Origin of the sequence: Odoribacter sp. AF15-53, from assembly GCF_003479425.1 — a bacterium.
Taxonomy (GTDB): Bacteria; Bacteroidota; Bacteroidia; order Bacteroidales; family Marinifilaceae; genus Butyricimonas.
The window spans coordinates 1-12,614 of the sequence record NZ_QUHC01000027.1; the positions used below are offsets into that span (position 1 = coordinate 1).

At 44.0% G+C, this 12,614-nt stretch carries 12 protein-coding genes and 1 tRNA gene; 10 read left to right on the plus strand and 3 right to left on the minus strand.

Going from position 1 to position 12,614, the window contains the following annotated elements:
- Positions 1-386: Rpn family recombination-promoting nuclease/putative transposase (locus tag DWW52_RS20660; protein WP_118717852.1), on the minus strand; the 386-nt coding region annotated here is incomplete at its 3' end.
- Between the two features lie 93 nt (positions 387-479).
- Between DWW52_RS20660 and DWW52_RS20665 the strand changes: the two genes are divergently transcribed.
- Complete coding sequence (locus DWW52_RS20665; protein WP_233557005.1) at positions 480-2,441, plus strand: tetratricopeptide repeat protein; 1,962 nt, start codon at positions 480-482, stop codon at positions 2,439-2,441.
- 29 nt (positions 2,442-2,470) lie between these two features.
- Here DWW52_RS20665 and DWW52_RS20670 read toward each other — a convergent pair whose 3' ends face one another.
- On the minus strand, positions 2,471-3,826 hold the full coding sequence (locus DWW52_RS20670) for an RNA methyltransferase (RefSeq protein WP_233557006.1): 1,356 nt from the start codon (positions 3,824-3,826) through the stop codon (positions 2,471-2,473).
- A gap of 89 nt (positions 3,827-3,915) precedes the next feature.
- Between DWW52_RS20670 and DWW52_RS20675 the strand changes: the two genes are divergently transcribed.
- The 7 genes from DWW52_RS20675 (at position 3,916) to DWW52_RS20705 (ending at position 9,869) form a co-directional block, all read left to right on the plus strand.
- Positions 3,916-5,463 (plus strand): ATP-binding protein, encoded by a 1,548-nt coding sequence (locus DWW52_RS20675; protein ID WP_118717836.1) that lies wholly within the window; start codon positions 3,916-3,918, stop codon positions 5,461-5,463.
- Positions 5,464-5,483: 20 nt separating this feature from the next.
- Complete coding sequence (gene murB, locus DWW52_RS20680) at positions 5,484-6,494, plus strand: UDP-N-acetylmuramate dehydrogenase (RefSeq protein ID WP_118717856.1); 1,011 nt, start codon at positions 5,484-5,486, stop codon at positions 6,492-6,494.
- Between the two features lie 162 nt (positions 6,495-6,656).
- A complete protein-coding gene (locus tag DWW52_RS20685; protein WP_118717838.1) occupies positions 6,657-7,421 on the plus strand; it encodes an acyl-[acyl-carrier-protein] thioesterase in 765 nt (254 codons plus the stop codon).
- Between the two features lie 118 nt (positions 7,422-7,539).
- Positions 7,540-7,626: transfer RNA gene (locus tag DWW52_RS20690), tRNA-Leu, on the plus strand.
- A 71-nt stretch (positions 7,627-7,697) separates the two neighbouring features.
- Positions 7,698-8,726 (plus strand): aminoglycoside phosphotransferase family protein, encoded by a 1,029-nt coding sequence (locus DWW52_RS20695; RefSeq protein ID WP_118717840.1) that lies wholly within the window; start codon positions 7,698-7,700, stop codon positions 8,724-8,726.
- A gap of 22 nt (positions 8,727-8,748) precedes the next feature.
- Entirely contained in the window at positions 8,749-9,378 is a 630-nt protein-coding gene (pyrE, locus tag DWW52_RS20700) for an orotate phosphoribosyltransferase (protein WP_118717842.1), read from the plus strand.
- A gap of 29 nt (positions 9,379-9,407) precedes the next feature.
- Complete coding sequence (locus DWW52_RS20705) at positions 9,408-9,869, plus strand: SRPBCC family protein (RefSeq protein WP_118717844.1); 462 nt, start codon at positions 9,408-9,410, stop codon at positions 9,867-9,869.
- A 32-nt stretch (positions 9,870-9,901) separates the two neighbouring features.
- Here the strand turns inward: DWW52_RS20705 and DWW52_RS20710 are convergent, their stop codons facing one another.
- Positions 9,902-10,255 carry a DUF3276 family protein gene (locus DWW52_RS20710; RefSeq protein WP_118717846.1) on the minus strand — a complete coding sequence of 118 codons (354 nt, stop codon included), beginning with the start codon at positions 10,253-10,255 and terminating at the stop codon, positions 9,902-9,904.
- Positions 10,256-10,623: 368 nt separating this feature from the next.
- On the opposite strand from DWW52_RS20710, the gene trpS reads away from it, so the two are divergent.
- A complete protein-coding gene (gene trpS, locus DWW52_RS20715; RefSeq protein WP_118717848.1) occupies positions 10,624-11,607 on the plus strand; it encodes a tryptophan--tRNA ligase in 984 nt (327 codons plus the stop codon).
- A gap of 75 nt (positions 11,608-11,682) precedes the next feature.
- On the plus strand, positions 11,683-12,264 hold the full coding sequence (gene ruvA / locus DWW52_RS20720) for a Holliday junction branch migration protein RuvA (RefSeq protein ID WP_118717850.1): 582 nt from the start codon (positions 11,683-11,685) through the stop codon (positions 12,262-12,264).
- The last annotated feature ends 350 nt before the right edge of the window (positions 12,265-12,614 follow it).

Here is a 12,614-nt window from a genome sequence, read left to right on the forward strand (position 1 = left end):
CCTTCCAGTTCGGGTTCGAAGATATCGTTAACAATGTTGAGCGAGTAGACGGGTTGCAGCAAGTGATAATTTTCGCCACAGTCTATTTGTCGGGCGTAAGCTTTCGAGGCATTGAACAAAACTCGTTGTTTGAACTCGGGGGACCAGATCATCTGCATCTCGACGATGAACTGGCGGCCCACTTTATCTTTACAACGCACGTCCACGATGCTGTTCTTGCGTAATGGATTTTCCGGTACCATTTCCGATGGGAGGTACTCGATATCGGTGATGTCCTCTCCGGGAGCGAGCGGGAGCAGGGCATTGAGTAAACTCATCACCAAGTCGGGATGTTCGCCGAATACGTGTTTAAAAGTCAGGTCTGCCTTTGGGTTCAAGTATCTCATGATGCATCGTTTTAATCTGTGGTTCAATAACTACAAAATTAGCGAATTAAATTGTTTTTTACTATCTTTAGCCCGAAAATATATATTTATCGAATGAAGAAATTTGGCGTTATTATATTCTTCTGTTTGACGACCTTGGGAGTGTCGGCACAATGGAATACGGCGAGTATGTTGCGTGCGGGAAAAAGTGCGATCATGTTTGATGATTACGTGAGCGCGATTGAAAATTTCAATAATATTATACGGATAAAGCCTTATTTGTCGGAGCCCTATTTTTTTCGGGGATTGGCGAAGTTGAACTTGGATGATTTCGAGGGGGCTATACGGGATTACACGGAGGCGATCGAGTTGAACCCGAATTATTTTCACGCTTACATGTACCGGGGGATTGCTTATCACAACATGAAGCAATACGAGGATGCCATGAATGATTACAATATGGCGATCTCGATTAACCCGGGTGAAGCTTACGCGTTTGCCAACCGGGCGATCACGGAGGCGGATATGGGGGATTACAAGGCTGCCGAGAAGGATTATTCTAAAGCGTTGATTATAGATAAGAATTTGTTGCCGGCTTATTTGAACCGGGCGATTATGCGGGAGAAACTCGATGATCTGGACGGGGCGATCGAGGATTGTAATATGGCTATCCGGTTGAATATGTTCTCGGATGATGCTTACGGGTTGAGGGGGTATCTGAGATTCCAGGAGAAAGAGTACCGTGAAGCGATCGAGGATTATAACAAGGCTTTGAAAATAAACCCGAATAATAAACGGATTTTGATGAGCCGTGCCATTGCCTGGTACGAGTTGAAAAAGTATCCGGAAGCGATGGCCGATTACACGGAGGTGTTGAAGGTGGATAGTACGTATGCTTATGCTTATTATAACCGGGCTTTGCTGAGATCGGAGATCGGAGATTATAATAACGCTATTCATGATTTTGACCAGGTGTTGGAAATGAACCCGGATAATATATTGATTTATTTCAACCGGGGATTGTTGAAGATGGAGATCAAGGATCTGGAGGGTGCTTATAATGATTTCTCGCAGAGTATTTCGATTTACCCGGATTTCGTGAAGGCTTACTTGGCGAGAGCCTCGGTGAGTGCCGATATGAATGATTATGCATCAGCCCAGAAGGATCAGTACAAGGCTGACGAGATTATGGAGCGTTACAAGAAGATGAAGGATGGAGATAAGAATGCACTCGTGGACACGACGGAGAATTTCCGTCGCCTGATTGATATCAATTCCCGGAATGATCGCATGAAAGACGTGATTAACGGGCGTTTGCAGGATAAGAACGTGATTATCGAGTTACAGGATATGTTTATCGTGCAATATCTGGCACTGGATACTTTGCGAAAAGGGAAGGTGCAGTATTTCGACAAGCGAATCATGAAGTTTAACCAGGATCATAATTATAATCCGGCTTTGACGGTGTCGAACAAGAGATTTAATTACCCGAGAGAGTTCGAGAATAATTATATAGAGACGCTATCGACAGATATCCGGAAGGATCGGAGTAACACGGATGCGTTGTTGTTACGCGGGGCGTTGTACTTGAACCGGGGAGATTACACGAAGGCAATCGAGGATTTCAAGGCCGTGTTGGAACGGGACCCGAAACATTTGTTCGCATTGATGAATCTGGCAAGTGCACGTTCGCGGATGTACGATTACATCGAATCCATTGAGGAAAAGACTTCCCGTGTCGTGGGTGAGGAGGAGAAGATAAAACGGACGGTGGATTATTCTCTGGTGCTGGAGGGAAATAACAAGTGCCTAGAAATAGACCCGGATTTCGTGTTTGCCATGTTTAATATTGCTAACGTGTACGCGAAGAGCGGTAAGATTCAAGAAGCGATTGATATGTACACGAAAGTGTTGTCCTTGGATAAGGATATTGCCGAGGCTTATTATAACCGGGGGCTACTTCATATATACCAGGGAAACAGGAGTGCGGCTAACGTGGATTTGAGTAAGGCCGGGGAGCTTGGATTGACAGATTCTTATAGCGTGATCAAGCGTTATTGTTCCGTGGAGGAGTAATAACGTTTGACCAGTTGCAGGTCAGAGGGTTACAAGTTTTTAATTCGCCATTCTTTGGGATAATAGTTATTTAGTCGGTTACCGACTTCTTTAACCCAACCGAGTCCGACGCCTTTGTAGGTGATGAGTATCCATTCTCCCTGGGGGGCGTCAAAGCGGAAATCTTCTTTTCGCAAGAATTGGAGCGCGGTGGGGAGGTCTACTTCCTGACGGGTGGTATGTTGATGTCGCAATCTGTGGTAGAGTGCCAGTGCGTGAGCGGGTTTAGTTTTGCCTTTAATGTTTTCCCCGATCTCGCAACCTTTGTAAAGGACACCTACTTGCGTGCTTAAATATTGTATGAAGTCGGCGTGTTGTTTCGGGATGATTCCGAGTGTTTCTCCTGCTAGATAAGGGGTATACCGGGTTAAATCCGGTAACAACGGGAGAATGTCTGCCGGGAGTTTGACTGTCGGGGATTGAGAGGTACGTTTATCTTTTTTCAGGGAAAAAGGAGTGCCGTCATTCTTTTGGATAACACACATGAACAAGCCTTCGCCGTCCGTTTGGTGCGGGTAGAAATGATACCCGTGGAGAGGGGGGCGGGTGGGTACGATGGTGGGGTAGTTATGCCGGATTTCAACGGGTGATGCGTCGAAAGTATCAAGAATCCAGTTGAGAATCCCCTCGTTTTCTCCGGGGTTATAGGTGCAGGTGCTGTACACGAGATGTCCTCCGGGGGTTAGTGTATCCCAAATATCGGAAATGATTCGTTTCTGGCGTTCCTCGCATAGTCGCAAGTTGTTTTCGCTCCATTCGGAAATGGCTTTCTCGTCTTTTCGAAACATGCCTTCGCCGGAACAGGGGGCATCCACGAGTACGAGATCGAACGCTCCTTTCAGCTTGGTGAATCGACCGGGATCACTGCTGGTGACAATAACGTGGTCACATCCCCACTTGATGATGTTTTCTTTGAGAATGGTGGCTCTTGATTTGATGACCTCGTTAGAAATTAATAATGAATTTTCTGGCAGGCAGGTTGCCAGTAACGTGGATTTCCCGCCCGGGGCCGCGCATAAGTCTAAGGCCCGGATCGGTTGGCTCCCGGCGATTTGTTGAAGTACGGTCTGTAAGAACATGGAGGAGGCTTCCTGGACGTAATAGGCTCCCCCGTGCAAGAGCGGGTCGAGCGTGTAGACCGGGCGTTCTTTTAAGTAATAAGCATCACTGCACCAGGGTATCTGCTTGTCTATCAGTTCCGGGAACGGGAGTTGGAGGCCCATTTTCAAGGGATTAAGGCGAATGGTTGACGGGGATGGGTTGTTCAACGCTTCGAAAAAGGCTTTCGATTCATTCCCCAAGAGTCGGGTCATTCGTTCGGTAAATGCTGGTGGCAGTGAAATCATAAACATTTTGGATTAGGAGCACAAAGATAGTAAAAAGTGAGGATTAATTTCTGTATCTTTGCCATGTAAACCTTGAAAAGTGAAGTGATATGAATAACAGGATTTATCCTATCGGTATACAGAATTTCGAGAAAATCCGCAAGGACGGGTACGTGTACGTGGACAAGACTGCGTTGATTTATCAGTTGGTGAAGTCGGGAAGTTATTATTTTCTCAGTCGTCCGCGGCGTTTCGGAAAGAGTCTGTTGATCTCCACTTTACAGGCTTATTTCGAGGGAAAGAAAGAACTTTTCAAGGGATTGGCAATGGAGACTTTGGAAAAAGAGTGGGTGAAACGGCCTATATTGCATCTGGATTTGAATATCGAGAAGTATGATACCCGGGAAAGTCTGGATAATATTTTGGAGAAAACGTTGGCCGGTTGGGAAAGTCTTTACGGGGCGAACCCGTCTGAACGTTCTTTCTCGTTGCGGTTTGCCGGTATCATACAACGGGCCTGCGAACAGACGGGGCACCGGGTGGCGATCCTGGTGGATGAGTACGATAAGCCCATGTTGCAGGCTATCGGAGACGAGGAACTGCAAAAGTATTACCGGAACACGTTGAAGCCTTTTTATGGGGTGTTGAAGACGATGGATGGTTGTATCAAGCTAGGTTTTTTGACGGGCGTGACTAAATTCGGTGAAATCAGCGTGTTCAGTGATCTGAATAATTTGATGGACCTGTCGATGGATCGTCGTTATATAGCTCTTTGCGGGATCACGGAAGAGGAGTTGTATGGTAATTTCGAGGAAGATATTCATCGGTTAGCCGCGGCACGGGGGATGACGAATGAAGAGACGTGCATTGAGTTAAAAGAGTGTTATGACGGTTACCATTTCACGCATAATGTTCCCGGAATATATAATCCTTTCAGTTTGCTTAATACTTTTAGTAAACTGGAGTTCGGTAATTACTGGTTCGAAACCGGAACTCCGACTTATCTTGTGGAATTACTGAAACGCAATCATTATGATTTGGAACGTATGGCCAACGAAGAGACCGATGCGGATGTGCTTAACAGTATTTACGGGGATGAAAGTCCGATTCCGGTGATTTATCAAAGTGGTTATCTCACGATAAAGGATTACGATCGCCGCTTTGGTATTTATCGGTTAGGTTTTCCCAATCGAGAGGTAGAGGAAGGATTTATCAAGTTTTTATTGCCTTTTTATACTCGGATGAACAAAGTGGAGGCTCCATTTGAAATACGGAAGTTTGTAAATGAAATAGAGACTGGGCAACCTGATGCTTTTTTCCAACGTCTCGGTAGTTTTTTTGCTGATACGCCTTACGAATTGGCTCGGGATTTGGAAGTTCATTATCAGAATGTGCTTTTTATTGTATTTAAGCTTGTCGGTTTTTACGTGCAGGTAGAGAATCATACCTCGGAGGGATGGGTGGATTTAGTTTTGCAAACGGATAAGTTTATTTACGTGATGGAATTCAAGCTGGACGGGACCGCGGAAGAAGCCCTTCGACAAATTAACGAGAAGCATTACGCTCGACCCTTTGAGGCTGATTCCCGGAAGTTGTTCAAGATCGGTGTTAATTTTAGCAAGGAAACACGTAATATAGAGAAATGGTTAGTGGAATAGATTTGTAATAGTAAATGGATATGGAGGTTCGTGAGAGTTTTAGTTTGAAGAAATTTAATACGTTTGATATAGAGGTTGCGTGTAAGTATTTTGTTGAATGTGAGCGGGAGGAGGAATTGTTGGAGTTCGTGCGGTCTTACGAGTTGAACCCGGAAGAGGTTTTGATTCTGGGAGGAGGAAGTAATTTCTTGTTTACGGAGGATTTTGACGGGGTGGTTTTTTACCCGACGATGCAAGGATGCGAGGTTGTGGGTGAGGATGGGGATGACGTGTATGTTCGCGTGGGGAGTGGTGTCGTGTGGGATGATTTCGTGGCGTGGGCCGTGGAGCACGGGTATGGTGGGGTGGAGAATCTTTCGCTGGTGCCCGGACACGTGGGGGCAACACCGGTTCAGAATATCGGGGCCTATGGGATGGAGGTCGGAGAGAGCATCGTGAGCGTGGAGGCCGTGGATATCGTGAAAGGGGAAAAGGTGACGATAGATGTTGTCACTTGTCGTTTTAGTTACCGGGATTCTATATTTAAGCACGAATGGAAGAATCGCTTTGTGGTGACGTACGTGACTTTCCGTTTATCCAAGAGACCGGTGTTTCGGTTGCATTATGGAAGCGTGCACGACGAGGTAATCCGTTTGGGAGATATTTCGTTAAAAACGATACGGCAGGCTATAATTCGTATCCGTGAAGCCAAACTACCGGATGTGAAGGTGCTGCCAAATGCCGGGAGTTTTTTCAAAAATCCGCTTGTGGAGCGTGCTTTTGCCGATTCTTTGATCGAGAAGTATCCTTCTTTACCCGTGTACCCCGTGGATGAAGATCACGTGAAATTGGCCGCCGGGTGGTTGATCGAATTTGCCGGATGGAAGGGGAAAGTCATCGGACACGCCGGGGTTCACGAGAAACAGGCATTGGTACTGGTGAATACGGGAGGGGCGACTGGCATAGAAATTGCACATTTGGCTAACGAGATAAAAAAATCCGTGTTTCTCCAATTCGGGGTTTGGTTGGAAGCGGAGGTAAACGTTATTTGAATGAAAAAAAGTTTATAAAGTCCATAAAGTTTATAAAGTCTATAAGGTCATGGACCCCTGCGGGGCGCTTTGTTTACGGCAGCTAGTGCTGCCAAATCACGAAATAAACCCAGTGCGGTTGGAATCTAAAATTTAAAATTTGAAATCTAAAATTAGAAAGGGATGGTAAAATATACGGAAGAGATAAACATTCGGGGACATTACACGGATTTACAGGGACGATTGATCGTGAAATCACTTTGTGATTTATTTAATGACGTGGCAAACGTGCAGACTTATGCGTTAAAGGTGGATGTACCCAGGTTGAACGCACAAGGGTTGACTTGGATGTTGCATAAGTTGCATATTTTGTTTAACCGGATGCCGGGACAAGGTGAGAACGTGATTCTGGAAACCTGGCCTTCGGGGATTGACCGTCTGTTCGCTATCCGGGATTTTAGGATGTTATCCGGGACGGGGGATGTGTTGCTTCGGGCGACTTCCGAGTGGATGGTGATTGATTTGAATCGTCGTCGTCCGGTACGCTTGCCGGCTTGCGTGACGGAAACCGCGGCATTTTGTGTGGATGAACCCCGGGAAATGGCTTTCGAGCTGGATACGAAGAAGATGCCGGAGGTATTCGAGAGCACCCGTCTGTTTACGGCTACCTATGATAATATAGATTTCAACAAGCATGTCACTCAGGCAACGTACGTGCGTTGGGTGACGAATTCATTGCCGTATGAATTTTTGAAAGATCATGAGATCGCGGAGTTGGAGATCGTTTACGAGCATGAGGTTTTGCCGGATAGTACGGTATGCGCGGGATGTCACGTGGAAGAAGAGGGAGAGCGGGTGAAAGTGTATCACCGGGTGAGGAATGAAGAGCTGGATAAAACGCATTGTTTTGCGGTTAGTTTCTGGAGAAAACGGGAGGGGAGTTTGTAACGTGAAGTTTGTAGTGTAAGTCTCATAGATCGTGGGAAATGAATTTTCTATATAAAAAATACGGTCTATTTGTTTTGTGATAACGAGAAAATGCCGTATATTTGCACCGTTAAAAAATGCCCAAGTGGTGAAATTGGTATACACGCTACTTTGAGGTGGTAGTGGCCGTTCGGCTGTGCAAGTTCGAGTCTTGTCTTGGGCACCACAATATAGAAGAATCCGTTGATTTACAACGGATTCTTTTTTTGTAGAACGAAAATTGTCTATCTTTGGCGCATGGAAAAGCAAATAGAGGAATTGTTTAGGAGCTATTCGGGGAAAACACTCTTGAACGTGGAGCCATTACCTGTTTCCGGGTCTGCTCGGAGGTATTATCGGGTGTACACGGGAGACAGAACTTACGTGGCCGTGTATCATGAAAACTTACGGGAAAACCAGTTGTTCGTGGATTTCACGCGACATTTTAAACAATGCGGGTTGCATGTGCCGGAGGTATATCATGTTTCTGATGATGGATGTAGTTATTTGCAGGATGATTTGGGGCGTGACATGTTGCTGGATGTCGTGAAGCGGGAGCGTGAGGGTGCGTTTTTGTGTGACCATACGATGCTTTTGTATCGAAAGGCTTTGTCTGAATTATTGAGATTTCAATTGATTGGGGGAGAGGGGTTAGATTACACGAATTGCTTGCCTCGTCCCGTGTTTGATGAGCGGTGTATCCGGTGGGATTTGAATTATTTCAAGTATTGTTTTTTGAAATTAGCGGCCGTGGAGGTGGACGAGGAGCGGTTGGAAAATGATTTTGATCAATTGGTGATGACGTTGATGACTGCGAGAACGGATAGTTTCATGTTCCGGGATTTTCAATCGAGAAATATCATGGTGGTTGATGATGAAGTTTATTTCATCGATTATCAAGGAGGACGCCAGGGGGCGTTACACTATGACGTGGCTTCGCTGTTGTATGATGCTATCGTGGAGCTTCCGGAAGAGCAGAAAGAAGAGCTTTTGAGTTTTTATATCAAGGAACTGGCGGTTTATCGGAGGGAAGAGGCTGAAACGTTCCGGGAAAAGTATTATCATTTTGTATTGATTCGGTTGTTACAAGCCATGGGAGCTTTCGGCTTGCGAGGATTGCACGAGGGGAAAACTCATTTTGTCGATTCTATCGTTCCCGGATTGCAAGGAATTATAGGGTTGTTCGAGTCCGGAAAATTGAATGAGGAATATGCCGAGATTCAACGAACTATCAGAATGGCTTTTAAAAAATACTTTGTACCTTTGCGCGCTGAAAGTAATGAATAACTATTAAAATAAGAACACAGATATGAATACTGTTGCAGAACAAGTAGCGTCACATTTGCTACAAATCAAAGCGATTAAATTAGAGCCTAATCATCCCTTCACGTGGGCTTCCGGGTGGAAATCCCCGATCTATTGCGACAACCGGAAAACGTTGTCTTACCCGGAGGTACGTACTTATATCCGGGATCAATTCGTGAAATTGATCAAGACCAAATACCCGCAGGTGGAATTGATTGCCGGTGTTGCTACCGGGGCTATCGCGCAGGGTGCTTTGGTTGCTCAGGAGTTAGGTTTGCCATTCGTGTACGTGCGTTCTGCCGCAAAGAATCATGGATTGGAGAATTTGATCGAGGGTGAATATAAAGCCGGTCAGAAAGTGGTGGTGGTTGAAGATTTGATTTCTACCGGGGGGTCCAGTTTACAGGCCGTGGAGGCTTTGCGAAATAGTGGATGCGACGTGCTGGGTATGGTCGCTATTTTCACTTACGGGTTCCAGAAAGCGATTGATAATTTCACGAATGCTCATTGCGTGTTGGATACCTTGAGTGATTATAATGCGATGATTGATTTGGCTCAGAAAACCGGGTACGTGCAAGAGAATGAGGTTGCTAAATTGAAAGAATGGCGCGTTAGTCCAGAGTCTTATAAGTAGTAGGGGTTTTCTGTATTAAATAAGTGAATATGTCAACACGAGTTATTAGCGATATACAGAAAATCGATAGCCCTATTGCAGACGTGTACTCGTTTCTTTCGGATTTTTCTAAGATCGGGAGGTTGATCGAGACGGCTCGCCAGATGGGAGCCGGACAGCAAATGTCCGAGATTTCTGATAAAATTGAAAATGTTGTTACCACGGAGGACACGTGTACGTTTTTGGTAAAGGGACTTGGCGAGATGGGGGTAAGGATCGTGGAGAGAGAGGAACCTAAATTGATAAAGTTGGAAGGGGACGGAAGTGTACCTTTTAATTTTGAAGTATGGATTCAATTGCTGGATAATGGTCCTTATGATACCCGATTGAGAATTACGGTAGAAGCTGATTTGAACATGATGATGAAGATGTTGTTGAAGGGAAAGTTGGAGAAAGGGATCAATCAGCTGGCAGAAGGTTTATCGAAAATTCCTTATGGATATATGCGTTAATAAAAAAGCTCTTCAAACGAAGAGCTTTTTTATTATTTGGATAGATCATCAAAATCAATGTCATCAAATTTGTTTATCTCAACTTCTTCATGAACTGCTAGTGTCTCCCCGTTAAGAGCTGCTTTGATGTAAGCAACAGCGTCGTCGAGCCCTTCTGCAAATTTATCAAAGTCTTCTTTATATAAAAAGATCTTATGCTTTTCGTAACTTTGAGAACCGTCTTTTTCGAGTTTCTTTTTACTTTCAGTAATCGTTAGATAGTAATCGTTATTACGGGTAGCTTTTACATCGAAAAAATAAGTCCTTTTCCCTGCTCTCACCGGTTTTGAATAGATCTCATCCCGATCATTCATTTCCATACCTTCATTCTTTTCGTAACCTTCCATGTTAAATTAAAATTATTAATTAGACTTTGCGTCTCAAAAGTAGGAAAAATAATATAACAACGTCTATTTTTGTAATATTTTTTTGTTGTTGGTTATCAATATCTTACTTTAATGGAAACGTTTTAAAAAGATTGGTTATGTTTATATTGTATATATTTGATTGATACACAATAACTTGAATCTATCTAGTGAGGTGAAAATGTATCTACTTTTACATGCTGTTTTTATGAAATGTATTTTGCAACATGAACTGTAGATGGGATGATACGTAATAATGATAACCGTTTTGTTACCTCGTGTTGCTTGATTGTTGTACAAAACGAATAAAACCGTATCTTTGTATGTTTTAAATTAGTAAATTTCAGACAATGGAGACAGTAGTAAGTGGAATTCGGCCCACGGGTAATCTGCACCTGGGGAATTATTTTGGAGCGGTAAAGAATTTTCTTAAAATGCAAGACGAGTATAAATGTTTCTTTTTTATAGCCGATTGGCATTCGTTGACAACGCATCCTCGTCCGGGTAATGTGGTGGAAAATGTGCGGAAAATTCTGGCAGAATATCTCGCTTGTGGTTTGGATCCGGAAAAGGCGACTATTTATGTGCAAAGTGATATCAAGGAAATCCTCGAATTATATTTATTCTTAAACATGAATGCTTATCTCGGCGAGTTAGAGAGAACAACCACGTTTAAGGAAAAAGCCCGGAAACAACCTGATAACGTGAATGCCGGATTGTTGACTTACCCGACGTTAATGGCGGCGGATATTATCATACATAAGGCCCATAAAGTTCCGGTGGGAAAAGATCAGGAACAGAACATGGAAATGGCCCGGAAATTCGCCCGGCGTTTTAACACGATATACGGGTATGAGTTATTTCCCGAACCGCAATCTTTTTCTTACACGGGAGAGGGGATCAAAATACCGGGATTGGATGGTTCCGGGAAGATGGGAAAGTCGGAAGGAAATGCAATATATCTGTTCGATGATGCGGCGACCATTCGCAAAAAGGTGATGAAAGCCGTGACTGATAGTGGTCCAACAGTACCCAATAGTGACAAACCGGAGGTTATTCAGAATTTGTTTACTCTGCTGGATGTTGTTTCTTCCAAAGACACGTATGATTATTTTAACGAGAAGTATAATAATTGCGAGATTCGTTACGGAGATTTGAAGAAGCAATTGGCCGAGGATGTGATTAATTTCTGTGCCCCGATTCGGGAACGTATTTTGGATTACGCGTCTAATGTTGATTATTTAGATAAAGTAGCAGCCCTGGGAGCGGAAAAAGCTCAGGCCAGTGCCCAGACGACCATTAAGGAAGTTCGTAAACTTATTGGTTTTCGCTAGTAGAAAGTGTAAACTAGATTGAAAGTTGGATATGTAAAAGTCATTTTCAATTTTCAATTTTCAATTTTCAATTGTATGTACGAGTATATTAAAGGTGAATTAGTGGAGGCAACTCCGGCAAATGCCGTTGTTGATTGTGGAGGAGTGGGCTATTATATTAATATTTCAGTGAATACTTATTCTAAGATAGCTTCTCAGGCGCGAGTGCTACTTTATATTCATCAAATTGTCCGAGAGGATGCTCATTTATTGTATGGGTTCTTTTCCAAAGAGGAGAGAAGTCTGTTTCGTTCGTTGATTTCGGTTTCCGGAATAGGGGCTAATACTGCGAACGTGATGTTGAGTTCAATGACGGTGGAAGAGATTACGGGGGCAATTCTGACCGAAAATGTTAATGCAATAAAAAGTGTGAAGGGGATTGGTGCGAAGACTGCTCAGCGAGTGATTATCGAGTTGAAAGACAAGGTCGGTAAGGAAGGTGTATCTGTCGAAGGGGTGGGTTTTGCTTCGAATGCGGTGCGAGAAGAGGCGCAAGCAGCTTTGATCATGTTGGGATTTGCTCGTGCTCAGGTTGTGAAAACACTGGACAAGATTTTAGCATCCGAAAAGGTGGATTCTGTGGAAAGTTTAATCAAGCTGGCATTGAAACATCTCTAGTAAAGATTATATTGTTTTTAGAATATGTCGCATCAGCATGAATTTGTTGATGCGATTTTCATTTCCGGTTAATACTTGGGTAATTCTGGCATGAGTTTACTTCGGTTTACTGTAAACTTTTTTCAGGATAATACGCGCAGAAATTCGGGAGAAGACAGGGAACAATTTCGAATCATCCTCGAATTACCTTCGAATCAAAGACGTTCGGGGACGTCTTTGATTTGTGGGAACAAGGGAGGCGATCGTGTTCTTCCCGGGTAATGGTCCGGCAGTAACTTGGTATTTCCCGCATGTTAGCCGAGAAAAACTGCATTTACAATTAACTGTCGAGCAGTAAGTTGTAAAAAAAA

Excerpts from the sequence above, each read along its gene's own strand:
- DWW52_RS20665 (WP_233557005.1), top strand. The coding sequence starts at position 480 with ATGAAGAAATTTGGCGTTATTATATTCTTCTGTTTGACGACCTTGGGA.
- DWW52_RS20670 (WP_233557006.1), bottom strand. The coding sequence starts at position 3,826 with ATGATTTCACTGCCACCAGCATTTACCGAACGAATGACCCGACTCTTG.
- DWW52_RS20675 (WP_118717836.1), top strand. The coding sequence starts at position 3,916 with ATGAATAACAGGATTTATCCTATCGGTATACAGAATTTCGAGAAAATC.
- murB (WP_118717856.1), top strand. The coding sequence starts at position 5,484 with ATGGAGGTTCGTGAGAGTTTTAGTTTGAAGAAATTTAATACGTTTGAT.
- DWW52_RS20685 (WP_118717838.1), top strand. The coding sequence starts at position 6,657 with ATGGTAAAATATACGGAAGAGATAAACATTCGGGGACATTACACGGAT.
- DWW52_RS20695 (WP_118717840.1), top strand. The coding sequence starts at position 7,698 with ATGGAAAAGCAAATAGAGGAATTGTTTAGGAGCTATTCGGGGAAAACA.
- pyrE (WP_118717842.1), top strand. The coding sequence starts at position 8,749 with ATGAATACTGTTGCAGAACAAGTAGCGTCACATTTGCTACAAATCAAA.
- DWW52_RS20705 (WP_118717844.1), top strand. The coding sequence starts at position 9,408 with ATGTCAACACGAGTTATTAGCGATATACAGAAAATCGATAGCCCTATT.
- DWW52_RS20710 (WP_118717846.1), bottom strand. The coding sequence starts at position 10,255 with ATGGAAGGTTACGAAAAGAATGAAGGTATGGAAATGAATGATCGGGAT.
- trpS (WP_118717848.1), top strand. The coding sequence starts at position 10,624 with ATGGAGACAGTAGTAAGTGGAATTCGGCCCACGGGTAATCTGCACCTG.
- ruvA (WP_118717850.1), top strand. The coding sequence starts at position 11,683 with ATGTACGAGTATATTAAAGGTGAATTAGTGGAGGCAACTCCGGCAAAT.